Source organism: Nocardia sp. NPDC023733, from assembly GCF_040639775.1.
GTDB classification, from domain to species: domain Bacteria; phylum Actinomycetota; class Actinomycetes; order Mycobacteriales; family Mycobacteriaceae; genus Nocardia; species Nocardia rosealba.
On the sequence record NZ_JBFAAN010000006.1, the window covers coordinates 67847 to 93641 of the forward strand.

A 25795-nucleotide genomic window follows, 5' to 3' on the forward strand; every position below is an offset into this window, starting at 1 on the left:
GCCATTATGCGCCGCGGCGCTGCGCGGACAGGAAAACGGCCGCCTCGACGACGAGGCGGCCGTTTCCGGTCAGCTCACAGCGGGATGTTCTTGTGGTGACTCTTGCGGGCAGGAGCCGAGGCCAGCGCCGCGGCGAGGGTGCTGCGGGTCTTGGCCGGGTCGATCACCTCGTCGACCACGCCGATCGCGACCGCGCGTTCCACTCCGCCCGCGATCCGCTCGTGCTCGGCGGTGAGCCGCTCGTGCAGCGCCTCACGCTCCTCTTCCGGTGCGGCGGCCAGCGCCTTCTTGTGCAGGATGCCGACCGCGGCCTTGGCGCCCATCACGGCGACTTCCGAACCGGGCCAGGCGAACACGGCGGTGGCACCGAGGGCCCGCGCGTTCATGGCGATGTAGGCGCCGCCGTAGATCTTGCGGGTCACCAGGGTGACGCGCGGAACGCGAGCCTCGGCGAAGGCGTGCAGCAGCTTGGCGCCGCGGCGCACCACACCCTCGAGTTCCTGACCGACACCCGGGAGGTAACCGGGAACGTCGGTGACCACGATCAGCGGAATACCGAACGCATCGCACAACCGCACGAAACGCGCGGCCTTCTCGGCGCTTTCGGAGTTCAGGCAGCCACCGAGACGCAGCGGGTTGTTGGCGAGCACACCGACGGTGCGCCCACCGAGACGGCCGAGACCGGTCACCATGCTGCGCGCGTAACCGCCCTGCAGCTCCTCGAACGACGACTCGGTCGCGCCGTCGGGCGACTCCACATTGTCGAGCAGCTCGTGGATGATCGGCTTCACGTCGTAGGCGCGCTTGGCCGATTCCGGCATCATCGCCTTGAGGTCGACATCGCCGTGCGCGGCCGCGACCAGGTCGAACTCGCCCTGCTCGGCGAACATCGACACCAGCCTGCGGGCCCGGTGCAGCGCGTCGGCCTCGTCGTCGGCGGCGATATGGCAGACGCCGGACTTCTTGAAGTGTGTGGTGGGACCACCGAGGGTCTCCATGTCGACGTTCTCGCCCGTCACCGAGCGGACCACGTCGGGACCGGTGACGAACACGCGGCCCTCGGGCGCCATGATGACCACATCGGTCAGCGCGGGGCCGTAGGCGGCGCCGCCGGCGGCGAAGCCGAGCACCACCGAAATCTGGGGAACGAGCCCGGACGCACGGACCATCGCCTCGAAGACCAGCCCGACCGCGTGCAGCGCCTCGACACCCTCGGCCAGGCGTGCGCCTCCGGAGTGCCACAGGCCGACGACGGGGATGCCGGATTCGATGGCTGTGTCGATCGCGTCGACGATGTGCTTGCAACCCTCCACGCCCATCGCGCCACCCATGACGGTGGCGTCGGAGCAGTACGCGACGGTGCGAACACCGTCGACCTCGCCGATCGCGGCGAGCACACCGGAGCGGTCGCGGGGATGCAGCGGCAGGATCGTGCCGGGGTCGAAGAAGCGCTGGAGCCGGCCGAGCGGGTCACGCGGGTCGGTGACCGAATCCTGAAACGCGGGAGCAATGATGGTCATCGCGTCCACTCCTACCTTCGTTGTCGAAAATCTCTCGGCCTCCGCCGGATCACGGCGGAGGGTCGAACCATTCAGTTGGCCGACCCCCCACCGGGAAATCCGTGCGTCAGGCCCGACCGAAGGCGAGCGCGACGTTGTGCCCACCGAAGCCGAAGGAGTTGTTGATCGCGTACTCGATTTCCTGGCGACGGGCTTCCCCGTGCACCACATCGAGATCGATCTCCGGATCCTGGTTGTCCAGGTTCAGCGTCGGCGGAACGATGCCGTCCCGAATCGCGAGCACAGTGAGCACCGACTCGAGGGCGCCGACGGCACCGATCGAGTGACCGAGTGCCGACTTCGGCGCGTACACCGAAGCGTGGTTACCCACCGCCAAGTTGATCGCGTTCGCCTCGGCGGTGTCGCCGATGGGAGTCGCGGTCGCGTGGGCGTTGATGTGGGTGATGTCGCGCTTGGTCAGACCGGCGGTCTGCATCGCGCGAGTCATCGCCCTGGCCGCACCGGTGCCCTCGGGATCGGGGGCGACCAGGTGGAAACCGTCGGAGGTGATGCCCGCACCCAGCAGACGCGCGTGGATGGTCGCACCGCGAGCCTTCGCGTGCTCCTCGGTCTCGATCGTCATGAGCGCGCCTGCCTCGCCGAAGACGAAACCGTCACGATCCTTGTCGAACGGACGCGAAGCACCCTTGGGGTCGTCGTTGCGCGTGCTCATCGCCCGCATCATGGAGAACGCCGCGATCGGCACCGAGTCGATGAAGCCCTCGACGCCACCGGTGACGACCATGTCGGCGTCACCCATCACGATCATCCGCCACGCGTTGGCGATGGCCTCCGAACCCGACGAGCACGCCGAGACCGGAGTGACCACTCCCGCCCTGGCCTTCAGCTCTAGACCGACGACCGCCGACGGACCGTTCGGCATGACCATCTGAACAGCCAGCGGCGAGATCTTGCGATAGCCGCCGTTCTTCAGCTTGTCGACCGAGTCGATCAACGCGTCGCCGCCACCGAGACCGGTACCGATCGCGACACCCAGGCGGTCGTGGTCGACCTCCGGGCTGCCCGCGTTCTTCCACACCTCGCGACCGAGCACGGTCGCCAGGCGCTCGACATACGCCATACGGCGGATCTCGACCCGGCTCAGGAGGGTGTCGGGGCTGACTTTCAGGTGACCGCCGATACGCACCGGCAGGTCGTATTCCTCGATGAAGGAATCCTCGAGAACGTCGATTCCGCTCTCACCGTTGAGGAGTCCCTTCCACGTCGCATCGACATCACCCGCGATCGACGTGGTCGCCGCCATGCTGGTGACGACGACGTTGGGGAAATTCCCGTTCAAGGTGGAAGGAGTGGTCACTGGTTCAGCCTCTACTCGGCGTCGAACTTGGCCTTGAGCTCCGCGGCGGCGTCGGAGTTCTCCGCCTCGAGCTTCTGGATGTAGGAGACAGCGTCACCCACGGTCTTCAGGCTGGCGAGATCCTCGTCGGGGATCTTGACGCCGTACTTGTCCTCGGTCTGCACAGCGATCTCGACCATGGACAGCGAGTCGATGTCCAGGTCGTCGACGAAGGACTTCTCGATGGTCACCTCGGAGGGTTCGATACCCGTAACCTCTTCGATGATCTTGCCGAGTTCTTCGACGATCTGTTCCTGGGTCAGAGCGGCCACTTTGGTGGCTCCCTTCTTGTTTCTCATTTGTAGGGTCTTGAACAGCCGACGCACTTCGTCGTGCGCGACCGCCGGGGGGAAAGCTAGCCCGCGGAGGTGAGTCCGGCCAACGCGGGGAGGTCTTCGGGAGTCTTGAGGGCGAGGTTGGGGGTGCCCTTCAGTTCCCGCTTGGCGATGCCGACCAGGGTGCCCGCCGGTGGCAGTTCGGCCACCGCCGAGACGCCCGCCGCACGGACGGTCTCGGTGCACAGGTCCCAGCGCACGGGTCGGGTGACCTGCGCGGCGAGCTTGTCGATCGCGTCGGCGCCCGAGGTGACCGGTTGTCCGTCGAAGTTCGACAGCAGGGTCCGGATCGGGTCGCTCGGCGAGATCTGGGCGATGGCATCGGCGACAGCTGCCTGTGCCGGGGCCATGAAAGCGGTGTGGAACGCACCGGCGACGGGCAATGCGCGGACCCGTGCCTTCTCCGGCGGGTTCGCGGCGAGCTCCGCCAGAGCTTCCAGGCGGCCCGCCGCGACGATCTGGCCGACCGCGTTGCGGTTGGCCGGGACGAGATCGAGTTCGGCGAGCCGTGCGAGCACGGTGGCTTCGTCGCCACCGAGCACCGCGGACATGCCGGTCGGTTCCTGCGCACACGCCTTGGCCATCTCCCGGCCGCGGATGGCGGCCAGGCCGACGGCCTCGTCCGGGGTGATGACGCCCGCGACAGCGGCCGCGGCGAATTCGCCGACCGAATGCCCGGCGACGATCGTATCCGCAGGAAGGGTTTCGGGGGCGATTTCGGCGAAGGCCAGCAGTGCGGCCGCGACCACGAGCGGCTGCGTCACCGAGGTGTCGACGATCTCCTCCGCCGTCGCGGTGGTGCCGAGACGGACCAGGTCGAGGCCGGCGGCCTTCGACCACAGCTCGAGGCGATCAGCCGCACCGGGGAGTGCGAGCCAGGGCGTGAGCATGCCGGGTGTCTGGGACCCCTGTCCAGGGGTGAACAACGCGATCACCCCCTAAGAAAACACTGTGACCCCCGCCGCACGAGATGTCGGCGCGAATGAAGGTTTGGAACGCGTTTTGTAGGGGTCCCACAAAATCCGAGGTGGGGCGTCCGGATCGACCGATTCACGAATCCCGTTACAGGGGGTCCTGCGCCATTGGGGTTGACGGGGTTTCCGTGACAGAAGTTGATGATTCGTTATGCGTTCGTGTCAAACGGCCCACTGTGGCCGCGATCCGGAGCACATACGCGTCGCGCGGATTGAGCGGATCACGTCCGGTCACTTCGCCGATTCGCTTGAGGCGATACCGGACAGTATTTGGATGGACGTACAGCTGACGCGCGCACGTTTCTACTGCTCCGCCACAATCCAGGTAGGCGTCCAATGTGTCGGACAACGAAGATCCGGCCGACGCCAACGGGACGACAACATACTCGTTCAGCGCTTCTATCGCAGCTCTATCGCCCAGCAGGGCCCGTTCCGGTAACAACTCCGAGGCGTGAACGGGCCTTGGCGCGCCCCGCCACCCGACAACGGCCTCCATTCCGGCCAGTGCCTCGATGGCGGAGGCGTGCGCGGCGCCGAGGGTGCGCATGGTCGGGCCGATCACCACCGGACCGTCGGAGAACACCTCGGCGAGCAGATCCGACAGGAACGGCGAACCGATCCCCGCGTCGCCCAGGTGCCCGCTGACCACCATCACCAGCCGCGCGCCCTGCACCACCGCGAGCGCGGCGCGACCGTGCCTCGTCGCGATGGTGTGCACCGCACCGACCGTCGACACACCCTGGTCCTGCGGCGGGGTGCCGACGAGCACCGTTGCCGGTGCGGTGGCGTCCCAGTTCAACGTGGCGGCCCGGGAGAGCATGTCCGGGCCCGTGTCCCCGCGGACCACCGCGTCGACCACCAGCGCCTCGAGGCGGGTGTCCCAGGCGCCGCGCGATTCGGCCGCGCTGGCGTACACCGAGGCGGCCGCGAAACCGAGCTCACGCCCGTATCGCAGCACCGCCTCGGTGAGCGCGACCAGCTGGCGGTCGTTGCGGGCCAGGGCGGGCAGCCACTGTTCGAAGAAGTCCATGGCCACCCGGACCATGTCCACGGTCTGGCGCAGCGTGAGCCGCCGCGCCAGATCCTGCGGAATCACCTGGAAGGCGTCCAGGCTGAAGCGGATGTCGGATTCGGGATCCTGCAACCACTCCAGGAAGTTCACCACCGCGGTCTGCACCAGCATCTGGACGCCTGCCCGCTGGGCGGCGTCCAGATCGGCGAAGAACGGCAGCCGGTCCTGCATCGCGCCGACCGCCTCGGTCGACAGCCGGCCCGAGAACTGCTTGACCCGTCGCAGCAGCGTGTCGGGCAGCGGGTCACGGGTCTGCCGGTTCGGGGACAGCGCCCCGGTCGGCAGGTAGACCTCGTGCGTGCTTGTGCCCTCGGTGATCCGACGGGGCCGCGGCGGTTTGCGCTCCACAGTCCAATAGTCCGCTACGCCAGTTCCTCCGGTGCGTCCGCACTCGGCTTCGGCGCGGCGGACACATCGTCGATGCGGTATTTCGCGGCCGCTTCCACCGCCTTGGCCTTGTCGAAGGTGCCGTCCTTCACCAGGCCTTCGAGCACCGCGACGACGATCGACTCCGCGTCGACATTGAACACCCGGCGGGCGGCGGGACGGGTGTCGGAGAAGCCGAACCCGTCGGTGCCGAGGGTGATGTAGTCGCCGGGCACCCACTGCCGGATCTGATCGGGAACCGCGCGCATCCAGTCGGTGGCGGCCACCACCGGTCCACGCGCCGAGGCGAGCGCCTCGGTGACGTAGGCGACGCCGGGGTCGGCATCGGGGTGCTTGAGCGCGTGGATCTCCTTCTCGACGGCTTCCTTGCGCAACTCGCCGAACGAGGTCACCGACCACACGTCGGCCGCCACATCCCACTCCTGCGCCAGGATCTGCTGGGCGCGCAGACCGGCGGGCACGGTCACACCGGAGACCAGGATCTGGGCGCGCACCTCACCCTCCTCACCGCGCTGGTACAGATACAGGCCCTTGAGCAAGCCGGCCACATCGAGGTCGTCGGGCTCGGCCGGCTGCTGGTAGGGCTCGTTGTAGAGGGTGATGTAGTAGAAAATGTTCTCTCCGCCGAAGGTCCCGGTCTCCTGCGGATGGGTGCCCGGCAGCGTGCCCGGATCCGGGTTGCCGCCGCCGTACATGCGGCGCAGCCCGTCGCGCACGATGTGGGCGATCTCGAACGAGAACGCCGGATCGTAAGTGACCACGGCCGGGTTGGTCGAGGCGAGCAGCAGCGAATGCCCGTCGTTGTGCTGCAGGCCCTCACCGGTGAGCGTGGTGCGCCCGGCCGTCGCCCCGAGGACGAAGCCGCGGGCCAGCTGGTCGGCCGCGGCCCACAGGCCGTCGCCGGTGCGCTGGAAACCGAACATCGAATAGAAGATGTAGAGCGGGATCATCGGCTCGCCGTGCGTGGCGTACGAAGTGCCCGCCGCCGTGAACGAGGCCGTCGACCCGGCCTCGTTGATCCCCTCGTGCAGGATCTGGCCGACGTTGCTCTCCTTGTAGGCGAGCATCAGTTCCGCGTCGACGGAGGTGTAGAGCTGGCCGTTGCGGTTGTAGATCTTCAGCGACGGGAACCAGGAGTCCATGCCGAAGGTGCGCGCCTCGTCCGGGATGATCGGCACGATGCGCTTGCCGATCTCCTTGTCGCGCAACAGTTCCTTCATCAACCGGACCAGCGCCATCGTGGTCGCCACGTTCTGCTTGCCCGACCCCTTGCGCACCGAGCGGTAGGCCTCGTCGCCCGGCAGCGTCAACGGCTTTGCCGCACTTCGCCGTTCGGGCAGGTACCCGCCGAGCGCCTTGCGCCTGGCCTGCATGTACTGGATCTCCGGCGCGTCCTGGCCGGGGTGGTAGTACGGGGGCAGGTACGGGTCCTTCTCCAGTTCCGCGTCCGAGATCGGGATGCGCTGCAGATCGCGGAAGTCCTTGAGGTCCTGCAGCGTCAGCTTCTTCATCTGGTGGGTGGCGTTGCGGCCCTCGAAGTGCTTGCCGAGGGTGTAGCCCTTGATGGTCTTGGCCAGGATCACCGTCGGCTGGCCCTTGTGCGTCATCGCCGCCGCGTACGCCGCGTAGACCTTGCGGTAGTCGTGGCCGCCGCGCTTGAGGTTCCAGATCTCGTTGTCGGACATGTTCTGGACCAGCGCCTTGGTGCGCGGGTCGCGGCCGAAGAAGTGATCGCGCACGTAGGCGCCGTCATTGGCCTTGTAGGTCTGGAAATCGCCGTCGGGGGTGGTGTTCATCAGGTTCACCAGGGCGCCGTCGCGGTCGGCGCCGAGCAGCGCGTCCCATTCCCGGCCCCAGACCACCTTGATGACGTTCCAGCCCGCGCCGCGGAAGAACGACTCGAGTTCCTGGATGATCTTGCCGTTACCGCGCACCGGTCCGTCGAGACGCTGCAGGTTGCAGTTGATCACGAACGTCAGGTTGTCGAGCGCCTCGTTGGCGGCCACCTGGATCAGGCCACGCGACTCGGGTTCGTCCATCTCGCCGTCGCCGAGGAACGCCCACACGTGCTGGTCGGAGGTGTCCTTGATGCCGCGATCGTGCAGGTAGTGGTTGAACCTGGCCTGGTAGATCGCGTTCATCGGGCCAAGGCCCATCGAGACCGTCGGGAACTCCCAGAAATCGGTCATCAGGCGCGGATGCGGGTACGACGGCAGACCCTTGCCGAGGCCGCCGTGGCTGTATTCCTGCCGGAACCCGTCGAGCCGGTCGGTGCTCAGGCGGCCCTCGAGGAACGCGCGCGCGTAGATTCCGGGCGAGGCGTGCCCCTGGATATAGATGTGGTCGCCGCCGCCGGGATGATCCTTGCCACGGAAGAAGTGGTTGAAACCCACCTCGTAGAGCGCCGCCGACGAGGCATACGTCGAAATATGCCCGCCCACACCGATTCCGGGACGCTGCGCGCGATGCACCATGATCGCGGCGTTCCAGCGGATCCAGGCGCGGTAGCGACGCTCCACCTCCTCGTCGCCGGGAAACCACGGCTCGTTCTCGGTGGGGATCGTGTTGACGTAGTCGGTCGAGGTGAGCGCGGGGATCGACACGCGACGCTCACCGGCGCGTTCGAGCAGCCGCAACATGAGATAACGCGCGCGGCCCGGGCCTTCCCGGTCGAGCATCTCGTCGAAGGATTCCAGCCATTCGCTGGTTTCCTCCGGATCGATATCGGGTAGATACGATGCCACGCCTTCGCGGATCACCCGCACGCGTTCCCCGGTGGGTTTGGCACCGGGCGCGGGGTCGTTCGGCGAATCGGAAGAAGCTGCAGAGTGGATCAGGTCGGTCAAATCTGCTCCTCGTACTGGGGGCTGAACTGCTTGTCGGCGTCGCGGTCCCCGGGCTTGCCCGCTTGGTGTGCGGAGCACCCGTCTCGAAAGGTTCGGGCGACCCCCATCCTTGCCGAAAGGGTCGCCCAGGTCATCATCTCAGCAGGAAATCCACTAGATTCGCGATGGACCTACCGGTCAGTGAAGTGAGAGGGAACGGGTTCGACGATGAGGGTGCCGCACGCGCGCAGACTCGGGCTGATCTGTGCATCGGTCGCGGTGATCGCCGGTTCGGTGATCGCCGGGTGCGCCCAGCAGGTCACCGGTAACCCGACCACCGATCCCGCCGAAGTCGCCGCCTACAAGACCGCGGCGGCCGCGTCGTCCTCGGCGGCCGCGTCCTCACGCGCGGCGGCCGCCCGGACCAAGGCCATCGAGGACAACTGCGGGCAGTTCCCCACCACCACCGGTGCAGGCGTCACCGCCTACAACGACTTCGTGAAGGCCCACGACGAGAACGCCCCCGACTACGCCGCCAAACGCGAGGCCGCGGCAGGCGCGCTCGACACCGCCGCGACGGCCGTCGAGTCCGGTGTCGCCGCCGCCGCGGGCGCCCTGCCGACCGAGCTGGCCGACAAGTTCACCGCCTATGTCGTCGCCGCGCGCGAGCTGTCCGCCGAGACACGCAAGATGACATACAGCTCTCCGGTGGGCGGTCTCAACGATGCGAGCCGTAAAATCAATCAGGCGCGTACCGAGGTACAACAGGCCTGCCCACGGCGCTGAATTCACGTCGCCGACACGCGGCGTACGGTACCGATTCATCCGATCGGCTTGCGCTGCGGCCGATAACCATGTTCGCTTGCACGTATCTTACTGTCGGCAGTTTAGGGAGGACACCACCGTGGTCGCCGCGGCGGACGCGCAGAACTACGCTCAGAAGCTTGGCATTTCTCACGGCTTGGTTGTTCAGGAATTGGGCTGGGACGAGGACACCGACGACGCATTGCGCGCCGAGATCGAGGAGATCACGGGCGGCGAGATGGTCGACGAAGACTCCGACGAGGTCGTCGACGCCGTCCTGCTGTGGTGGCGAGAAGGTGACGGCGATCTGGCCGACGAGCTGATGGATGCCATCAGCCCGCTGGCCGACGAAGGGTTCATCTGGGTCCTCACCCCCAAAACCGGTCAACCGGGCCATGTCGATCCGAGCGAGATCGCCGAAGCCGCACCCACGGCCGGCCTGACCCAGACATCAACCATCAGCCTCGGCAGCTGGACGGGCTCGCGCCTGGTTCAGCCGAAGGCACCGTCCAAACAGCGCTGAAACCGCCGTTCGCTAAGGTCTCAGCCGGACGAGAACGCTCGGCTGAGACCCGACACGACGACAGGAACTCCCCTATGCCGCTAGAGGTTGGCACTCTCGCGCCGGATTTCACGCTCAAAGACCAGAACAACCAGTCCGTCACCCTGTCGGACTACCGGGGCAAGAAGAATGTCCTGCTGGTGTTCTATCCGCTCGCCTTCACCGGCATCTGCCAGGGTGAGCTGTGCAAGGTGCGTGACGAGCTGCCCAAATTCCAGAACGACGACGCCGAGATCCTCGCGATCTCCGTCGGCCCACCACCCACCCACAAGATCTGGGCAGCCGAACAGGGCTACCTGTTCCCCCTGCTGTCCGATTTCTGGCCGCACGGCGCGGTCGCCCAGGCCTACGACGTCTTCAACGAGAAATCCGGCTACCCGAACCGCGGCACCTTCGTGATCGACAAGTCCGGATACATCACTTTCGCGGAGATGAACGGCCCCGGAGAGGCCCGTGACCAGGCGGCTTGGGAGAAAGCGCTGGCCGCGCTAGATTCATAACCCGACACCGCCGGTCCCACCGGCGATGCAGGGGCGTATAGCTCAGCGGTAGAGCACTGGTTTTACACACCAGCGGTCGGGGGTTCGATCCCCTCTGCGCCCACATCCTGTCGCACACCACCACGGTCAGGTGGGCAGCCCGATCTCCTCGGGTGTTTTGTCGGTGCGGATCCCGCGGAAGCTCGGATGCCGGAGCAGTCCGTCGCCGCTGATCTCGCGATATTCGATATCGGCGACGAAAACCGGTTCGACCCACCAGGCCGTCCGGGCGACCGGTGCCGGTGGTGGATCGTCGAGCGGTGTCGTGTCGCGGCGCACCTGGTCCAGGGCGGCGCGGATGCTGCGGCGGGACGCGGCGGTGAAGCCCGTTCCGACTCCACCCATACAGCGCAGCCGACCCTCCGGAGTGTGGCCGGCCAGGACAAGGCCGCCGAAGGTCGCGGCATTGGCGCCGTTGCCGGGGACCGCGCCGACGATCACGGCTTCTGTTGTGAGTCGGAGGACGACTTTCGTCCAGGCCGAGGAGCGGCGGCCCGGTTCGTAGATCGAATCGCCGTGTTTGCAGACGATTCCTTCCAGCCCGGAGTCCGTCGCCACGCGCAACAACTCCTCGGCGCTGGTGTCGGTCAGCGACCACATCGGTGGAACCCGCACGCGCACACCGTCGTCGAGTGTCAGGTCGGCCAGTTCGGCGCGGCGGGTGCGGTAGGAGTCCTCGAACAGCACCTCCTCGTCGACACCGAGCACATCGAAGACGAGATAGTCGACGCGGACCTGCTCGATCAGCGCGGGCGTCGGCCGCTGGACGTGCATGCGCTGTTGCAACCGGGAGAACGAAGGTGCGCCGCGATCGTCCGGCGCGACGAGTTCGCCGTCGAGCAGCAGGGTGCGTCCATCGGTGATCTCGGTGAGCGCGGTGACGACCTCAGGGTAGGAGCCGGTGATGTCGCGCAGGTTCCGGCTCCACAAGCTGATCCCCGCCGGGGTGCAATGGGCGATCGCGCGCACGCCGTCCCATTTCATTTCCGCGCACCAGCCGCCTGGCGGCTGCGGTGGCCGTCCGGGTTTGGCCAGCATCGGTGCCGGGACCGTGAACCCCACATGATCAGCCTATTCCCGGCGTAGTGCGGCTCCGCTCACGCGGCAGATCCTCGGCGCGTCCTACCAGGCCGAATCCCGTTATCGACCGGCCGGCAGGGCACGATGGGCGACACGGAGGAGGAAGGCTGTCGCGATCGTCGCGCCCGCCAGCCCGGCCATGACGATTCTCGCGATCCAAGGCCCATAGTTGATCGCTGCCACACAACCGAGCGTCACTAGGACGCCGACGGCGAACAGCATTACAGCCGCCCCGCCGATCCCCGCGATCTTCCCACGCAATACCTGCTGGAAGGCGAACAGCAGGCCGAGGCCGGCCAGCCCGGGAACGGCACCCACCACGCAGATCATCAGCAGATACGGCGAGTCGAGACCGGACACGATCACCCGCAACGAACAAGCAAGCAGCACCGCTGCGAGCACACACCCGGCCGCACCCGCAGCCCACATCGCTCGCCGCACCGCGGAATCGGCGACATTCGAGGTTCGGAGGTCATCGACCTGGCCCATCTGAAACCCCCCACAAGCGACGGGGGCGTACCGAAGCCCCACACCCGACCGTACCGGCCTACGGTGAACCCGTGGCGGCACCGAGATGATCGAAATCCCCGAGGCTTTCGCGCACGAGACCATCGGACGCGAAGGTGAGCCGGGCCGCGCCTGGATCGCCGCGCTCCCCCAATTGCTCGAGGATCTGCTGCAACGCTGGTCCTGCGGACCGGACGGGCCACTGATGCACGGAAATGTCGGGGTCGTGCTGCCCGTCGTCCACGCAGACCACCCGCCTGCGGTCATCAAGGTGTCCTTTCCCCACCCCGGCAACGACTTCGAGGCCGCCGCCTTCGACACCTGGAACGGCGCGGGCGCGGTGCGGCTGTTCGAACGCGACACCGCGCACTATGCGATGTTGCTGGAGCGTGCCCCGGGCGGATCGCTGTCGGAGGTAGCCGACTTCGACGAAGCCGTGACCGCACTGGGTGAATTGTCGTGGCGTCTGGCCGTCGAAGCCCCGCCGGCTCTGCCACGCCTGAGCCGCTTGGTCGCCGAATGGCCCGACGAAATAGCGGCTGCCGCACAAGAAGTAGGCAATCCGCTGCCTGGCCGCGTCATGAGTGCCGCCCTCGCCACTCTGCGAGAACTCGGCCCGAACCAACCCGAAACGCTCGTCCACGGCGACCTCCACGACGCGAATGTCCTGCGCGGCGACCGCGAGCCCTGGCTGGCGATCGACCCCAAGGGTTACGTCGGTGACCGTGCCTACGACACGATCACCGTGATCCGCAGCTACCGTTTCGCTCCCCTGCTGTTCAGTGCCGACCCGGCGCGTGGCCTCCGTCGCGGCCTCGACATGTATTGCGAGGCAGCCCGGATCGATCGTGATCGGGCACGCCGATGGGCGCAGGTGCGAGCGGTGCGAGCCGCGCTGTGGGGTCGACAGCACGGTGAGCCGGATTGGGTCGTACAGGTCACCGACCGGCTCACCGAGATCCTCGTCTGATCTCGGCGCAGCCCTTCGCATGGTCGGCAGGTACTACACAGCCGTCTTCGCGACCGTGAGCGTGCACTGCCCGTTGTCGCAGGAGCGGCGAAGTCGTCCCCGCGAGACGGTTTGAGCGAGGCCGATGGCCCAGCACATCGGGCAGCCACGCAGCGCGATGAGGCCGACGGGTAGCAACAGCAGGCTGATCACACCGATGATAGGCAGCAGGGCGATCGAGCCGATCAGTGCGCCGAAGCCGACCGCCCCACGCGTCAGGTGGCGGGGCAGTGACGCGCTGGCGAAGTCGGGTTGGTCAGACATTCTTCCCTCCGGGAGGTGGATCAGGCGGGGCCTGGAGTGCTTGGCGCACCGAAGCGCGGGCACGGTGCAGGCGCGATTTCATCGCGGTGGTGCTGAGGCCTAGCGCGTCCGCGACGATGCGACCGCTGAGGCCCTGGATATCGCGCATGATCAGGACTTGGCGCTGGTCGTCGGGCAGGGTGGCGACGGCAGCCGCCACCCTCGCCGCTTCCAGGCGACGCAGCACTTCGTCCTCGGCGGAAGCTGTCACGGTGACTTCCGCCGGCGGATGCTGCGGCCTGATCCGCGCCCGCCGCAGGCATTCGTTGCGCACGATCCGAAACATCCACGACGCCAGCGCCCCCGACGCCCGCAGCATCCCGATCTTGCGATACAGGATGATGAGGGCTTCCTGAGCGGCATCCTCCGCGTCTTCCGGTGTGGCACAGAGGGTTCGGGCGAAGCGCTGGATGTTCGGGTAGGAACCCGACACCAGCGCGGCGATCGAATCCACGTCCCCGTCGCGGGCGGAGACGATCAGTTCCTCGGCCGGCCAGCGCGAGTCAGTCACGCCCGGCCCGTTTGCGGCGCAGGGCGTACACGCACGTGCACATCAACACCAGGCCGACGACGATTCCGGTTCCGACGATCACAACAACCTCCGTTTCGTCCCCGCACGGTGCGCGGACACCTATAAGAGGTGCGAGACGCGAAAAAGGATTCACGGCCGTTTCGCGGTGATAATCCACGCTCGCGAATCGAACAGCACGCCCTGATCGGTCTCGTGCGCGGCGAGCACCTCCCGCAGCCGTGCGCGGGTTCGCTCGCCTTCGGCCTGTTCGAGGCTTTCGAGATGGGCACGGAATCCGGTGAGCAGGTGCAGGTTGCTGTAGGCGGCCGCACCGTCGGCACCCAGGTACACCGGCTCGTGCACCTCACTGAAGCCGATATCGACGAAACCGGCTGCGGTCAGGACGGATTCGGTGACCGAAGGGTCGGCCAGCGAGAACGGTCCCGGCCCGGGACGGGTCATCGACGCGACGAGATCACGGCGGAACACCGTCACCCACTCGTTGCGCTCACCGCCCTGCCACACCATCATCACCAGCCGCCCACCAGGCCGCAACGCACGCCCGATATTGCGGAACGCCGCCACCGGATCGGCGAAGAACATCGCCCCGAACCGGCTGATACACAGATCGAAAGCCCCCGCCGCGAAGGGGTGGACCTCAGCATCGGCAACCTCGAACCCGACATTGCCCAGCCCTTCCTCCACGCTGATCCGCCGCGCCCGTTCGACCATCACCGCCGACACGTCGACACCGAGCGCCTCCCCCTGCACAGCGTCCCGCGCCGCCTCCCGCGTGGTTCCGCCGGCGCCACAACCGATATCGAGCACCCAATCCCGCGCCCGCACCCCCGCCGCCGCCCGCAGATGCACATTGTGCAACCGCAACTCAGCGTCGTAATCGAACAGTTCCATCCCGACCTCCCTCGGCTGCCGAGCCGCGCGTCTTCCGGCCGACCATCCCATCTCACCACCGCCCACGTGCGTACGCTGGCCACCATATGGGCTAAGGCCGAAACGCACAGGGGGCATTCGATGAGCACCGACAACGAACTCGACCCGTCCCAGGTGGAGTTGGGCAGGTTCTATCCACAAGCCCTCGACCAGGTGTGGCGGACGCTCACCGAACCGGCGCTCATCGAGCGGTGACTGATGCCGGGCAGCACATGCAGCGGAACAATCTCGAACGAGGGTGGCGGCAGGTGTTGACGAAGCTGGGTGAGGTCGTCGGGGAATCGACGTGACAGTGGTGGCGGGAGCGGCGAGGATGGGGCGATGTCGACACGGGAGTTGATCGTCCTCGGGACGGCGGGGGCGGTGCCGACTCGTCGCCGCAATCACAACGGGTATCTGTTGCGGTGGGACGGGCGGGGCGTGTTGTTCGACCCGGGCGAGGGGACGCAGCGGCAGATGGCGCATGCGGGGGCTTCGGCTACCGAATTGCACTGGTTGTGTGTGACCCATTTCCATGGGGATCATTCGCTCGGCGTGCCGGGGATCGTGCAGCGGCTGGGGCGCGACGGTGTTCCCCACGATGTGCACGCCGTGTTTCCGGCCGAAGGCATCGAGTACTGGGAGCGGCTGAAGTTCGCGACGAGCTATTACGGCTCGCCCACCCTCGTCGAACACCCGGTGAGCGGTGCGGGAGAAACATTGCAGGGCAACGGGTTCAGCCTGACCGCGCTACCTCTGTCGCACAGCATCCCCACCTATGGTTACCGCCTGGCCGAACCGGACGGACGCACATTCCTGCCGGAGAAATTGCGCGAACACGGCATCTCCGGTGCCGCCGTGCGGGAACTGTCGGGGCCATTGCTCGAGGAGTGTTCGGCGCCGAGGCCGGGCCAGAAGGTCGCCTTCGTGATGGATACCCGCCTGTGCGACAACGTCTTCGAGTTGGCGGCCGATGTGGACATGCTCATCATCGAATCCACCTTCCTGGATTCGGAAACCGAGCAGGCGCACGAACGCGGGCATCTCACCGCCCGTCAGGCGGGCGAGGTCGCCCGTGCGTGTGGGGTGAGAACACTTGTGCTCACCCACTTCTCGGAGCGCTACACCGCCGCCGACGATCGAACGTTCCTGGAGCAGGCCGACTTTCCCGGTGCCGTCCTCGCCCACGACCTCGATCGCGTCCCCCTTCCGGCCCGCCGCACTCTATGAACGGCCGATCCGGAAGGCGGCCGTGCCGGAAATCCCGTTGGCAGCGCGGGCGCGGATCGGTATCGTCGCCGACGTGTATACAGGCACCGCGATGATGAAGCCCTGGTCGCTCCGCTGACGGCGGCGACCGGCATCCCATCTCCCTTCTGACGCCGCCGTCCCGGGTCATCCGCCGGGCGGTTTCTTCGTGCTGCCCGGCTCCTTTCTCGAGCCGCGGAGTTCTCTGTGCCTACTTCTCCTTCCCTGCCCGCTGGTGCGCATGCCCATATCCGGGCCGCATCCATCCACGTCACACTCGGTTCACGCCCGGTGCTGACCGACGTCTCCGTCGCCGTCTCCGCACGTTCGCGGTTGGCGATCGTCGGCGAGAACGGGCGTGGCAAGACCACCTTGCTGCATGTTCTCGCCGGTCTCCTGAACCCTGACAGCGGTTCGGTCAGCCGGGTCGGCACCGTCGGAGTCGCCGAGCAGAACATCACTGTTCGCGCGGGCGAGACGGTCGGCGATCTGGTCGCCGAAACCATCGAACCGGCCCAGCGTGCCCTGCGCGATCTGGACGCCGCCACCCTGCTGCTCACCGAGGACGCGCCGGGCGCCGGCGACGCCTACGCCGCAGCCCTGGATGCCGCGACGAGACTCGACGCCTGGGACACCGAACGACGCGTCGACATAGCCCTGGCCGCCTTGAACGCCTGCACCGACCGACCCCGCCCGCTGTCGACATTGTCTGTGGGACAACGCTATCGGGTCCGTCTGGCCTGCCTGCTCGGCGCGACCCACGACATCCTGCTCCTGGACGAACCGACGAACCACCTCGACCGCGCGGGACTCGACTTCCTCACCGACCGCCTGCGCGCCCACCCCGGCGGCCTGGTCGTCGTCAGCCACGACCGCGCCCTGTTGCGCGCGGTCGCCGAGGAGTTCCTCGATCTCGACCCGAGCCCCGACGGTCGCCCTCAGCTTTTCGCCGGTGGCTATGCCGGTTGGCAGGAGGGCAGACGCCGTGCTCGGGACCGCTGGGAACACGACTACGAAGAGCAGCTCGCCGAACGCGCACGACTGCGGGAGGCGGTGGACGGTGCCCGCGACCGGCTCAGCACCGGGTGGCGTCCGGACAAGGGCCACGGCAAGCATCAGCGTCAGTCCCGAGCCCCCGGCCTGGTCCAGATGCTGAAACGCCGTCAGTCGGACCTCGACGCCCACACCATCACCGTGCCGGAACCCCCACTGCGCCTGCGCTTTCCAGAGCTCTGGGTCCGCCGTGGAACACCGGCGCTACGGTGCGAAGGCATCACCGTCCCCGGCCGCCTGAACGCACCGATCGACCTGATCCTCGAAGCAGGCGACCGCCTCCTGATCACCGGCCCCAACGGCGCGGGCAAATCCACCCTGCTCGCGGCGCTGGCCGGAACGCTTGCCCCGGTCACAGGTGCTGTCCACCTCCACAGCACGGCGCGCGTCGCGCTTCTCGGACAGGAAGTACCCGAATGGGACCACACCACGACAGCCGGCGATATCTACGCCCGCCACACCCCGGACGGTGCCCGCTCCCTGACCAGCTTCGGACTGCTGGAGAAACAAGCGCACCGCACGCCCCTCGGTCGACTCTCACAGGGCCAGCAACGCCGCCTCCACCTGGCCATCGAATTGGCCGCCGACCCCACGGTCCTGCTCTGCGACGAACCGACGAACCACCTCTCGACGGCCTTGGTCGACGACCTGACCACCGCCCTCACGACCACCCCCATCACCGTCGTGGTTGCCACTCACGACCGTCAGATGCTCGCCGACCTGGCGGATTGGCCACGCCTGCGACTACCCGACTCGGCCGACGAGGTGGTGCCTGAGGACCCACCGCGTCGACGCGCGATACGTGTCGAGGCGCGATGACCCCTCACCGCCGCCGACGACATCTCAGCGAGGCAGTTTCGTGGCGATGCCCTCGAGCAAGCACTCCAGCCCGAAACGGAACTGCCACTCGGCGGTGTCCTGGTTGGACCCGCCGACGAGATAGTCGACCAGGTGGGGGTGGCGGCCGGTGGCGGTGAGTTCGGCCATGTAGGGGTGGTAGGCGCTGCGGACGTCGTCGTCGCTGGTCCAGCCGCGGCGCGCCATCAACTGATGTTGGGCCACCTCCGCGGCGGCCGCACCGTGAGTGAAAGCGGTGACGCCCGCGAGCATCGCCATTTTCGCGTCGACATCGGCATCGACAGCGTCCATGGAGGCGAGGACCTGCTCGGCGATATCGGCCATGCGCGGGGTGAGCACGCCGGGCAGGCGCGCGAAGATCTGCGCGAGCCAAGGGTGACGCAAAGTGATCTCGCGGACCTGCTCGGCATAGGCCCCCAACGTTTCCCGCCAGTCGCCCGCCCTGGCGGGCAGGGCGATGTCGGCGTGGACTGTGTCCACCATCAGTTCGAAGAGGTCGTCTTTGCCGGAGATGTAGCGGTAGGGCGCCATGGCGGTGACGCCTAGGTGCTCGGCGAGTTTGCGCATGGACAGCGCATCGAGACCGTGCAGGTCGGCCATTTCGATGGCGGCGGACGCGAGGCGGTCATGGCTCAGCGGAGCGCGTTGCTCGGCGGGCGAGCGACCGAGTCGCTCCCAGATGGTCCCATCCGCTTTCGCCAAGGCTCACTCCTTCGTGGTCACGGTCCGGCTCACCCTAACAGCCTTGTGTACACCGCAATCTTGAGTCTACGTTGTACACACAGTCTACGGCGTACACAGGAGTTGGGCATGTCGATCGAACCCGCCACCGCCCTGGAGAAGGGTCCGCCCGCCCGGATATTCGCCGCGATGAGCGGGCTTGTCATCGCCTTCCTCGTCGCCAATCTCGACTTCACCATCGTCGGCACCGCACTGCCCGCCATCGCCGGTGAGCTCGGCGGGCTCGCGGATCTGTCGCTGGTGGTCACTTCGTTCGCGCTCACCACGGCGGTGACCACGCCGATCTGGGGCAAACTCGGCGACCTCTACGACCGCAAGAATGTCTTCATCGCCGCGTTCACGATCTTCATGATCGGGTCGGCGTTGTGCGGGGCGGCCCGGAACATGCCGCAGCTCATCGGGTTTCGCGCGCTCCAGGGGCTGGGTGCGGGTGGGTTGCTCGTCGGCGGGATAGCGATCGTCGGCGTGCTGTTCCCGCCGCGACAGCGGGCGAAGGTGCAGGGGCTGATGGCGATCATCATGCCGCTCGCAATCGTGAGCGGACCGCTGATCGGTGGGTGGTGCGCCGACAGCATTGGGTGGCGGTGGGCGTTCTACCTGAACCTTCCGCTCGGCGCGGTGGCCTTGATCCTGCTGGTGATGCAGCTGCGGTTGCCGCCGAGCACCCGGGATTCCGTGCGCGTGGACGTGGTCGGGATGGTGGCGCTCAGCGTGTGCTTCGTCGGCGTCACCGTGCTCGCCTCGGCAGCCGGTCGCACGTGGGCGTTGGCCTCACTTCCGGTGCTGCTGCTGTCGCTGGCAACGGCTGTCGGTGCGGTGTTCTTTCTGCGCTGGGAGCGGCGGGCGAGCGATCCTGTTGTTCCGCCGCAGCTGTTCGGCCGACGTAATTTCACGATCGCCGTGGCGCTCGGATTCCTCAGCGGCCTGGTGATGTTCGGCGCGGTGACATTCCTGCCGCTCTATCAGCAGATCGCGCAGGGCCGTTCGGCCACCGGATCCGGGCTGCTGATGCTGCCGCTGCTCGGCGGGATGCTGGTCGTGGCTCCCGTGGTCGGGGCGGCGGTATCGAGGAGCGGGCGGTTCCGCGTGTATCCGGTCGTCGGCGCGGTGGCGATGACCCTCGGCATGGCTGTCCTGGCGTCACTGGACGTCGACAGTGGATGGTTGCCGGTGGTCGCCGGAATGCTGGCGACGGGTGCGGGCATGGGGTGTTTCATGCAGCTCACCGTTGTCATCGCGCAGAACAGTGTCGGCCTCGACGACATCGGCGCGGCCGGTGCCACCGCCATGCTGGCCCGCAATCTCGGTAATTCCCTCGGCATTTCCCTGCTCGGCGCACTCTACGCACGACATCTGACCGGGCTGCCCGAGCTCGAGCACACCGATCTCACGACTCTGCCCGAACCGGTCCGGCACGCTCTGCGCGCCCCGGTCACCGCGGGCGTCACCGATGCCTTCCTGGCAGCGGGTCTGTGCGCTGCCCTGGCCTTCGTCCTCGCCTGCTTCCTCCGCGACGACCTCACCGATATGGAGCAACGATGAACCTCTCCCACCCCGATCTCGCCGGTATCGTCCTCACCCGCCACCAGGTCGACGACCTCGAACACCAGCAATCCGTGGCGGCACGACTCGCCGTACGCGACCTGCCACCCGGACTGGCTGCCGTCACCGTTCTCCTCGACCTGCGCGGCACCGCCGTAATCACCCAGGAACTCTGGACGATCCAGCCCGCCGCCACCACCGCGTTCCGCCCCCGCCACAGCCTGATCTTCCACCCCGATGGCGCCTCCGCCTGCACGGTCGTCACCACCTTCACCTTCCCGACCGAGCGTGATGCCACCACCTGGACCGATCTCCTCGCCGAAGCACTCCGATCCCACCCCGTCGAAGGCCTCCTCTCCCAGCACCTCTCGACACACGGCGATTCGGTCCTCAACTGCTCCGACTGGACCGCCCCGGAAGCGCATCAGGCCTTCATCGAGAACACCCCCGACACAGCCGCTTGGCACCGAGTGAACAACTATCCCGGCCTCACCCACGGTCCCGGCGCACGCTGCCGCGTCTACTGTCCGACCGAGTTCTGATGGAAGACGCTGTGGGGCAAGGAGCGCGGCGGTCCCCGCACAGGCGCCGAAATGCCGAAAAGAAGTGGTGCTCAGCCGACGTGACGGCGCAGCCAGGTGACTTCGGCGCCGGTGCAGTCGGTGCCCTGGCGGAAGGCTTCGAGGTCCTCGTCCCAGGCGGTGCCGAGGGCGCGATCGATTTCGGCGCCGAGGTCGAAGGTGCTCAGTTCGGTGGCGGCTTGGAGGAGGGCGCGTAATCGCATTTCGCCGAGCATCACGTCGCCGTTGGCGCCGGTGGAGCCGTGCCAGAGGCCGAGGGCGGGGACGAAACTGTAGCGTTCGCCGTCCACGCCTTCGCTGGGGTCCTCGGTGACTTCGAACCGCAGAACCGGCCAGGCACGCAATGATTGGGCTATCCGGGCGGCGGTTCCGACGGGGCCGATCCAGTCACCGCTGGCGCGCAGCTGTCCGTCGGCGGGCTGCGCGGTCCAGCGCAGTTTCGCCGGCGTGGACAGCGCGGTGGACAGTGCCCATTCGATGTGCGGGCACAACGCGGCGGGCGAGGAGTGGATGTAGACCACACCTGCCGTCGCGTCAGCGAACTGACTCGATGCGCGCACTACCAACACCTCCAGCCTCGACAAGGAGCGTCTTCCCCAACGGTCCGTCGGACTGGTGTGGTGCGAGTGTAGGCGAAGTGAGCGATGTTGCGGGTGTTACCTCACTGCGTGTTATGTGTCTCTGCGATCACGGAATCACTAAATTTCGGCCACGCGGTTCTTGCCCAGTCGCCGAAATTCTCGTCGCTCAAACCGATCGTGGCTACCCCTATTTCGGGGTCGACCCACAGGAACGTCCCGGACTGACCGAAGTGCCCGTAGGTGCGCGGCGAATTGGAATGACCGGTCCAGTGCGGGGTTTTCCCGTCACGTATTTCGAAGCCGAGACCCCAGTCGTTGGGCCGCTGGGAGCCGTATCCGGGCAGCACTCCGTCGCGGTCGGGGAATTGCACGGAGGTGGCATCGTCGAGTGTTTGCCGAGATATCAATTCGGGTGTCAGCAACTCGGTGGCGAATAGTGTCAGGTCACGAAGGCTCGCGCGTCCCGCATGCCCCGCCGACCCTTCCAGAACCGCGTCGCGCATGCCGAGTGGTTCGAATACCGCCTCGTGCAGATAGTCCGGAAAGTGGATGCCCGTGCTTTCGGTGAGGAAATCGGCGAGCAGTTCGAATCCGGCACTCGAGTAGATGCGGCGGGCACCCGGTTTCGCGATCACCTCCGGTGTGGCGAAGGCCACACCGGAAGTGTGGGCCAGCAGATGACGCACGGTCGATCCGGGCGGGCCCGCGGGCTGATCCAGTTCGATCGCACCCTCCTCGACGGCGACCAGGGCCGCGTAGGCGACGAGGGGCTTGGTGACCGAAGCCAGCCGGAACACCCGGTCGAGTTCACCCGTGGTGTGGACCCCGTCGACGGTGACCACGGCAGCCGCGGCGTGCGCCACCGGCCACTGCTGAACCTGCTCCAACGAACGCATATCCGGCAGCGTAGCTACGATCGACGACACCATGAGTCCCGCACCATCAGTTCACGGCGACGTGGCGGCCGGTTTCGGCCCTGTCGCCGACGCTTTCCGCCGCAATTTCACCTCGCACGGCGAGATCGGCGCCGCCGTCGCCGTCTACGCGGGCAGCGAACCGCTGGTCGACCTGTGGGCGGGCCATCGCGACCGCGCCCGTGCGGTTCCCTGGGAGCGCGACACGATCGTCCCGGTGTTCTCGTCGTCGAAGGGCATGTCGGCGTTCACCATCGCCACCGCCGTCTCGCGTGGACTGCTCGACTACGACGCCCCGGTCGCGCAGTACTGGCCGGAGTTCGCCGCGCACGGCAAGGACCGGATCACCGTGCGCCAGCTGATCGACCATCAGGCCGGTCTGTCGGGCCTGGACCGGATCGTGAAGCTGAGCGAACTCGGTGACCGCGAGAGTCTGGCCGACCTGCTCGCCGCGCAGAAGCCGACGTGGGAACCGGGCACCCGGCACGGCTATCACGCGCTCACCCTCGGCCTGTACCAGAGCGAATTGCTGCGCCGCGTGGATCCGGCGGCCCGCAGTCTCGGTCGCTTCTTCGCCGAGGAGATCGCGGCACCGGTGGGCGCCGACCTGTTCATCGGGCTGCCCGAAGACGAGTCCCTCGACCGCGTCGCCCAGCTGTCGGCGACCAAGGGCCTCGACATCCTGCGCTACGAACTCGCCGACATCCCGCTGCGTATCGGCGCTGAGGTGTACGCCAAACGCGGGCATTCCTATGCGGCGCTGACCAATCCGCGCCCCGGCGCGCCCGCCCGTGCCGCTCGTCGCGAATTCCTCGGCATCGAATGGCCCGGTATGAACGGCGTCGGCAACGCCCGCGCGCTGGCCCGCGTCTATGGCGCGGCGGCCGGGCGCACCGGCGCACTCCCCCTCAGCGACGACGTCCTCGACCTGCTCGCCGCCCCGGCCACCGACTCAGTCCCCGCCGCCGACCTTGTCCTGCACACCAAGAGCCGCTACCACCTGGGCTTCCGCAAATCGCGCGGGAGTTTCCGCTTCGGCTCGGACAAACGCGCCTACGGCACAACCGGTCTCGGTGGCTCGTTCGGATTCGCCGACCCCACAACAGGTCTCGGCTTCGGCTACACCATGAACCGCCTCGGCATGGCCATCCTCGACGACGTCCGCAGCCGCAACCTCCGCACCGCCGTCCTCGACTGCGCCACACGCTGAACCTGGACAGACGATCACCACGCTCTGGTGGCGGCATCGGTCGAAAGCCGAACGCCGGCAGAGCGTGGTGATCTCGAGCGCGGGCAGCCTCTAGTGGGCGGAGACCCCGTTGATCTCGTTGGGCGCGGCGGGGAGGGTGGCCGACTGGGTGATCTTGCCCTCGGCGAGGTCGACGCGGTGGACCTGCTTGGTTGCCGGTTCGGTGACGTAGGCGATGCCGTCACGGACGTAGAGCGTCGGGCGCGCGTCCTGCCATTCGAGCGGTTCCTGCCAGGCACCGGTCACCGGGATCGTGCGGGTGACCGCGCCCGCGACCGGGTCGATGACGTAGAGCTTGCCGTCGGTACCGAGCACGAGCGCCTCACCCTGCGGGCCGCGGCCCAGCGAACGGAAGGAATAGCTGGTGCCGATGTCGACCAGGCGCAGGCTGCCGTCGGCCGTGTTCACCAGCGAGATCTTGGTCGGCCGTTCGAGCTCGGCCTCCTTGTCCTGCTTGTAGTCACCGAGCACGATCGGGGAGACGTCGCTGCCCGACATATTGCCGATGCGGCCGTAGGGAGTCGGGCTGGTCACCTTGGTGATCTTGCCGTCGCGGTAGACCACGGCACCGGTCTGGCAGCCGACCACCACGGTCTCGTTCTGGGCGGTGGCCTCACCGTGGACACCGGGGCAGTCCTCGTTGCGGGCGATCTCCTTGCGGTCCTTGTCGAGGGCGACCAGGCCCACGCGCGCATCCTCGGTCCCGAGGGTGACCAGCAGGTTCCCGTTGCTCAGTTCGACGGCGACACCGTGGTGGGCGGCGGCCGCCTTGTACACCTCGGTGGGCTTGCCGCTGTCGATCTTGTCGGTGTCGACGACGGTCACCTCACCGGTTCCGTCGGCGAACAGCACGGTCTTGCCCGCGTGCCGCACGACGTGGCCGGGCTTGCTCGCGGCGTACTCGGTGCCGGTGAATTCCGCCTTGTGGGCGTCGAACACCCGGAAGCTGTCCTTGACGGTCACCATCAGGTGGTCGTCGTCGCCCGCGGGGTTGAGCCGGTTGAAGCCGTCGAGCTTCACCTCGCCTTCCTGGGCGAGCGTCAGGCCGTCGAGGACGTAGATGCCGCCGTCGTAGGTGAGGGCGATCGGTTCGGCGCCCGGGGCGTGGTCGTGGGTTTCGACGTCGTCGCTGCCGCAACCGCTGAGCGCTACCACCGAGGCGAGCGCCCCGGACATGGCCACCATCGTGGTGGCCCGTGACCGACTGTGCATGTCGTGCTCCATCTCTTGTTGAATTACGTTGTCGGCCCGGATAAGCCGCGGGCGATGGCCTCGGTGTTGGCGCGCGCCATCTCGAGATAGGTCGCGGCGCCGCCGCCGGGTTCGGTGAGCGATTCGGTGTGCAGAGCGGCCACCTGCACCTGCAGGCCCGCATGCTCGGCCAGGACACGCGAAAGGCGGTCGGGCGCGGCCGAATCGGCGAAGATCGTGTGCACCCCGGCGGTGCGGATGGCGGTGGCGAGGTCGTCGAGGTCCGAGGCGCTCGGCGACGCGAGGGTAGTGCCGCTGGGAATGACGGCGCCGATCACGGTGAACCCGAATCGCTGTGCGAGATAGCCGAAGACGTGGTGGTCGGTGACCAACTGCCTGCGTTCGGGCGGGATCGCCGCGAACCGGTCGGTCATCCACCGGTCCAGCTGGTCGAGTTCGCCGACGTAGCGGGCGGTGTTGGCGCGCACGGTCTCGGCGTCGATGCCGTCGACCCGCGCGATGACTTCGGCGCTGATCGCCTCGACGGCTTTGCGCACCCGCGCCGGGTCGGTCCAGAAATGCGGGTCGGGCTGACCGGCGGATTCGTCGGAGGTGTAGGTGATCGGGTCGGCCCGCTCGGCGACCGCCAGCGTCGGCACACCTGCCGACGCGGCCGCCTGCACGTGCCGGGCCACGCCTTCCTCGAGCCCGAGGCCGTTGTGCACGACCAGTGCGGATCGTTCGATATCGGCGGCCTGACGTGCGGAGATGCCGAACGAATGCGGATCGGTCCCCGCTTGCATCAGCACCGTCACCTCGGCGGTGTCGCCGACGACGGCCTTGGTCAGGTCACCGAGGATGTTGGTGGTCACCATGATTCCGCTGCGGTCGCCGCCGGTGCCGCACGCGGTGATCGACGCGAGCAGCGCGATGACGACAAGGGCCAGGCCTGCGATGCGTGGAGCGCCCCGGAATCCAGCCCCCGGCGACACCCGTGACCGCGGAGATGCGCCGCGGCGACCGAGCACCGAACGGGATTCGCGTGCAGCGGCCCTTCGGGCGCCACTGCCCGACGTGGCGTGC

General features: G+C 67.5%; 25 protein-coding genes and 1 tRNA gene. 10 read left to right on the forward strand and 16 right to left on the reverse strand.

All coding sequences use genetic code 11. The annotated features are described in order from the left end of the window. Positions 1 to 74: 74 nt before the first annotated feature. From AB0F86_RS22425 to aceE, 6 genes are all read right to left on the reverse strand, one after another. Positions 75 to 1520, reverse strand: coding sequence for a carboxyl transferase domain-containing protein (locus AB0F86_RS22425; RefSeq protein ID WP_067487425.1), 1446 nt, complete (start codon positions 1518 to 1520; stop codon positions 75 to 77). Positions 1521 to 1626: 106 nt separating this feature from the next. Beyond that, entirely contained in the window at positions 1627 to 2877 is a 1251-nt protein-coding gene (locus AB0F86_RS22430; protein ID WP_067487248.1) for a KasA/KasB family beta-ketoacyl-ACP synthase, read from the reverse strand. 11 nt (positions 2878 to 2888) lie between these two features. Further along, positions 2889 to 3188: a meromycolate extension acyl carrier protein AcpM gene (gene acpM / locus AB0F86_RS22435; RefSeq protein WP_019046010.1), complete on the reverse strand. Its 300-nt coding sequence runs from the start codon at positions 3186 to 3188 to the stop codon at positions 2889 to 2891. Between the two features lie 83 nt (positions 3189 to 3271). Next, positions 3272 to 4186 (reverse strand): ACP S-malonyltransferase, encoded by a 915-nt coding sequence (locus AB0F86_RS22440; protein ID WP_067487246.1) that lies wholly within the window; start codon positions 4184 to 4186, stop codon positions 3272 to 3274. 127 nt (positions 4187 to 4313) lie between these two features. Continuing rightward, a complete protein-coding gene (locus AB0F86_RS22445) occupies positions 4314 to 5615 on the reverse strand; it encodes a helix-turn-helix domain-containing protein (RefSeq protein WP_181698045.1) in 1302 nt (433 codons plus the stop codon). 44 nt (positions 5616 to 5659) lie between these two features. Next, a complete protein-coding gene (aceE, locus tag AB0F86_RS22450) occupies positions 5660 to 8443 on the reverse strand; it encodes a pyruvate dehydrogenase (acetyl-transferring), homodimeric type (RefSeq protein WP_308017147.1) in 2784 nt (927 codons plus the stop codon). A 294-nt stretch (positions 8444 to 8737) separates the two neighbouring features. Between aceE and AB0F86_RS22455 the strand changes: the two genes are divergently transcribed. The 4 genes from AB0F86_RS22455 (at position 8738) to AB0F86_RS22470 (ending at position 10478) form a co-directional block, all read left to right on the forward strand. Continuing rightward, positions 8738 to 9295, forward strand: coding sequence for a hypothetical protein (locus tag AB0F86_RS22455; RefSeq protein ID WP_181697985.1), 558 nt, complete (start codon positions 8738 to 8740; stop codon positions 9293 to 9295). A 118-nt stretch (positions 9296 to 9413) separates the two neighbouring features. After that, the gene (locus AB0F86_RS22460) at positions 9414 to 9836 is read left to right on the forward strand and encodes a DUF3052 domain-containing protein (protein WP_067487242.1); all 423 of its coding nucleotides are present in this window, start codon (positions 9414 to 9416) and stop codon (positions 9834 to 9836) included. Between the two features lie 74 nt (positions 9837 to 9910). Continuing rightward, on the forward strand, positions 9911 to 10375 hold the full coding sequence (locus tag AB0F86_RS22465; RefSeq protein WP_356985059.1) for a peroxiredoxin: 465 nt from the start codon (positions 9911 to 9913) through the stop codon (positions 10373 to 10375). Between the two features lie 31 nt (positions 10376 to 10406). Beyond that, positions 10407 to 10478, forward strand: a tRNA-Val gene (locus AB0F86_RS22470). Positions 10479 to 10501: 23 nt separating this feature from the next. On the opposite strand, the gene ligD is transcribed toward AB0F86_RS22470, so the two are convergent. Together ligD and AB0F86_RS22480 are read right to left on the reverse strand one after the other, a co-directional pair. Then, positions 10502 to 11476: a non-homologous end-joining DNA ligase gene (gene ligD, locus AB0F86_RS22475; protein ID WP_356985060.1), complete on the reverse strand. Its 975-nt coding sequence runs from the start codon at positions 11474 to 11476 to the stop codon at positions 10502 to 10504. Positions 11477 to 11554: 78 nt separating this feature from the next. Next, positions 11555 to 11983: a hypothetical protein gene (locus AB0F86_RS22480; RefSeq protein ID WP_356985061.1), complete on the reverse strand. Its 429-nt coding sequence runs from the start codon at positions 11981 to 11983 to the stop codon at positions 11555 to 11557. Between the two features lie 85 nt (positions 11984 to 12068). Between AB0F86_RS22480 and AB0F86_RS22485 the strand changes: the two genes are divergently transcribed. Beyond that, the gene (locus AB0F86_RS22485; protein ID WP_356985062.1) at positions 12069 to 12971 is read left to right on the forward strand and encodes an aminoglycoside phosphotransferase family protein; all 903 of its coding nucleotides are present in this window, start codon (positions 12069 to 12071) and stop codon (positions 12969 to 12971) included. A gap of 33 nt (positions 12972 to 13004) precedes the next feature. Here the strand turns inward: AB0F86_RS22485 and AB0F86_RS22490 are convergent, their stop codons facing one another. The 3 genes from AB0F86_RS22490 to AB0F86_RS22500 all read right to left on the reverse strand — a co-directional run bounded on the left by AB0F86_RS22490 (position 13005) and on the right by AB0F86_RS22500 (position 14736). Then, positions 13005 to 13274 carry a hypothetical protein gene (locus AB0F86_RS22490; protein WP_356985063.1) on the reverse strand — a complete coding sequence of 90 codons (270 nt, stop codon included), beginning with the start codon at positions 13272 to 13274 and terminating at the stop codon, positions 13005 to 13007. Further along, positions 13267 to 13824 carry an RNA polymerase sigma factor gene (locus AB0F86_RS22495; RefSeq protein ID WP_181697990.1) on the reverse strand — a complete coding sequence of 186 codons (558 nt, stop codon included), beginning with the start codon at positions 13822 to 13824 and terminating at the stop codon, positions 13267 to 13269. The genes AB0F86_RS22490 and AB0F86_RS22495 overlap by 8 nt, the downstream gene beginning before the upstream one ends. Positions 13825 to 13974: 150 nt before the next feature. Next, positions 13975 to 14736, reverse strand: coding sequence for a methyltransferase domain-containing protein (locus AB0F86_RS22500; RefSeq protein WP_356985064.1), 762 nt, complete (start codon positions 14734 to 14736; stop codon positions 13975 to 13977). 360 nt (positions 14737 to 15096) lie between these two features. Between AB0F86_RS22500 and AB0F86_RS22505 the strand changes: the two genes are divergently transcribed. Next, positions 15097 to 15984, forward strand: a complete 888-nt coding sequence (locus AB0F86_RS22505) for a ribonuclease Z (protein WP_356985065.1) — start codon at positions 15097 to 15099, stop codon at positions 15982 to 15984. Positions 15985 to 16209: 225 nt separating this feature from the next. Continuing rightward, the gene (locus tag AB0F86_RS22510; protein ID WP_356985066.1) at positions 16210 to 17874 is read left to right on the forward strand and encodes an ATP-binding cassette domain-containing protein; all 1665 of its coding nucleotides are present in this window, start codon (positions 16210 to 16212) and stop codon (positions 17872 to 17874) included. A gap of 24 nt (positions 17875 to 17898) precedes the next feature. Here the strand turns inward: AB0F86_RS22510 and AB0F86_RS22515 are convergent, their stop codons facing one another. Next, positions 17899 to 18615, reverse strand: a complete 717-nt coding sequence (locus AB0F86_RS22515; protein WP_356985067.1) for a TetR/AcrR family transcriptional regulator — start codon at positions 18613 to 18615, stop codon at positions 17899 to 17901. A 108-nt stretch (positions 18616 to 18723) separates the two neighbouring features. On the opposite strand from AB0F86_RS22515, the gene AB0F86_RS22520 reads away from it, so the two are divergent. Continuing rightward, a complete protein-coding gene (locus AB0F86_RS22520) occupies positions 18724 to 20196 on the forward strand; it encodes a DHA2 family efflux MFS transporter permease subunit (RefSeq protein ID WP_356985068.1) in 1473 nt (490 codons plus the stop codon). Beyond that, positions 20193 to 20738, forward strand: coding sequence for a hypothetical protein (locus AB0F86_RS22525; protein ID WP_356985069.1), 546 nt, complete (start codon positions 20193 to 20195; stop codon positions 20736 to 20738). Before AB0F86_RS22520 ends, AB0F86_RS22525 begins: the two co-directional genes overlap by 4 nt. A gap of 71 nt (positions 20739 to 20809) precedes the next feature. On the opposite strand, the gene AB0F86_RS22530 is transcribed toward AB0F86_RS22525, so the two are convergent. Continuing rightward, the gene (locus AB0F86_RS22530; protein WP_067487208.1) at positions 20810 to 21337 is read right to left on the reverse strand and encodes a DUF3145 domain-containing protein; all 528 of its coding nucleotides are present in this window, start codon (positions 21335 to 21337) and stop codon (positions 20810 to 20812) included. A 101-nt stretch (positions 21338 to 21438) separates the two neighbouring features. Next, the gene (locus AB0F86_RS22535) at positions 21439 to 22254 is read right to left on the reverse strand and encodes a serine hydrolase domain-containing protein (RefSeq protein WP_181697999.1); all 816 of its coding nucleotides are present in this window, start codon (positions 22252 to 22254) and stop codon (positions 21439 to 21441) included. 31 nt (positions 22255 to 22285) lie between these two features. Here AB0F86_RS22535 and AB0F86_RS22540 point away from each other — a divergent pair, with 31 nt between their 5' ends. Beyond that, positions 22286 to 23482, forward strand: coding sequence for a serine hydrolase domain-containing protein (locus tag AB0F86_RS22540; protein ID WP_356985070.1), 1197 nt, complete (start codon positions 22286 to 22288; stop codon positions 23480 to 23482). 90 nt (positions 23483 to 23572) lie between these two features. Here AB0F86_RS22540 and aztD read toward each other — a convergent pair whose 3' ends face one another. Both aztD and aztC read right to left on the reverse strand, forming a co-directional pair. Then, entirely contained in the window at positions 23573 to 24733 is a 1161-nt protein-coding gene (aztD, locus tag AB0F86_RS22545) for a zinc metallochaperone AztD (RefSeq protein ID WP_225281118.1), read from the reverse strand. A 23-nt stretch (positions 24734 to 24756) separates the two neighbouring features. Continuing rightward, positions 24757 to 25704: a zinc ABC transporter substrate-binding protein AztC gene (gene aztC / locus AB0F86_RS22550; RefSeq protein ID WP_356985071.1), complete on the reverse strand. Its 948-nt coding sequence runs from the start codon at positions 25702 to 25704 to the stop codon at positions 24757 to 24759. Between the last annotated feature and the right edge of the window lie 91 nt (positions 25705 to 25795).

What these genes read in the sequence shown, in the direction of transcription:
- AB0F86_RS22485 (WP_356985062.1), top strand. Translation starts at nt 12,069, where the DNA reads ATGATCGAAATCCCCGAGGCTTTCGCGCACGAGACCATCGGACGCGAA.
- AB0F86_RS22540 (WP_356985070.1), top strand. Translation starts at nt 22,286, where the DNA reads ATGAGTCCCGCACCATCAGTTCACGGCGACGTGGCGGCCGGTTTCGGC.
- AB0F86_RS22520 (WP_356985068.1), top strand. Translation starts at nt 18,724, where the DNA reads ATGTCGATCGAACCCGCCACCGCCCTGGAGAAGGGTCCGCCCGCCCGG.
- AB0F86_RS22500 (WP_356985064.1), bottom strand. Translation starts at nt 14,736, where the DNA reads ATGGAACTGTTCGATTACGACGCTGAGTTGCGGTTGCACAATGTGCAT.
- aztD (WP_225281118.1), bottom strand. Translation starts at nt 24,733, where the DNA reads ATGCACAGTCGGTCACGGGCCACCACGATGGTGGCCATGTCCGGGGCG.
- AB0F86_RS22455 (WP_181697985.1), top strand. Translation starts at nt 8,738, where the DNA reads ATGAGGGTGCCGCACGCGCGCAGACTCGGGCTGATCTGTGCATCGGTC.
- AB0F86_RS22490 (WP_356985063.1), bottom strand. Translation starts at nt 13,274, where the DNA reads ATGTCTGACCAACCCGACTTCGCCAGCGCGTCACTGCCCCGCCACCTG.
- AB0F86_RS22480 (WP_356985061.1), bottom strand. Translation starts at nt 11,983, where the DNA reads ATGGGCCAGGTCGATGACCTCCGAACCTCGAATGTCGCCGATTCCGCG.
- AB0F86_RS22535 (WP_181697999.1), bottom strand. Translation starts at nt 22,254, where the DNA reads ATGCGTTCGTTGGAGCAGGTTCAGCAGTGGCCGGTGGCGCACGCCGCG.
- AB0F86_RS22525 (WP_356985069.1), top strand. Translation starts at nt 20,193, where the DNA reads ATGAACCTCTCCCACCCCGATCTCGCCGGTATCGTCCTCACCCGCCAC.
- AB0F86_RS22425 (WP_067487425.1), bottom strand. Translation starts at nt 1,520, where the DNA reads ATGACCATCATTGCTCCCGCGTTTCAGGATTCGGTCACCGACCCGCGT.
- AB0F86_RS22465 (WP_356985059.1), top strand. Translation starts at nt 9,911, where the DNA reads ATGCCGCTAGAGGTTGGCACTCTCGCGCCGGATTTCACGCTCAAAGAC.
- AB0F86_RS22505 (WP_356985065.1), top strand. Translation starts at nt 15,097, where the DNA reads ATGTCGACACGGGAGTTGATCGTCCTCGGGACGGCGGGGGCGGTGCCG.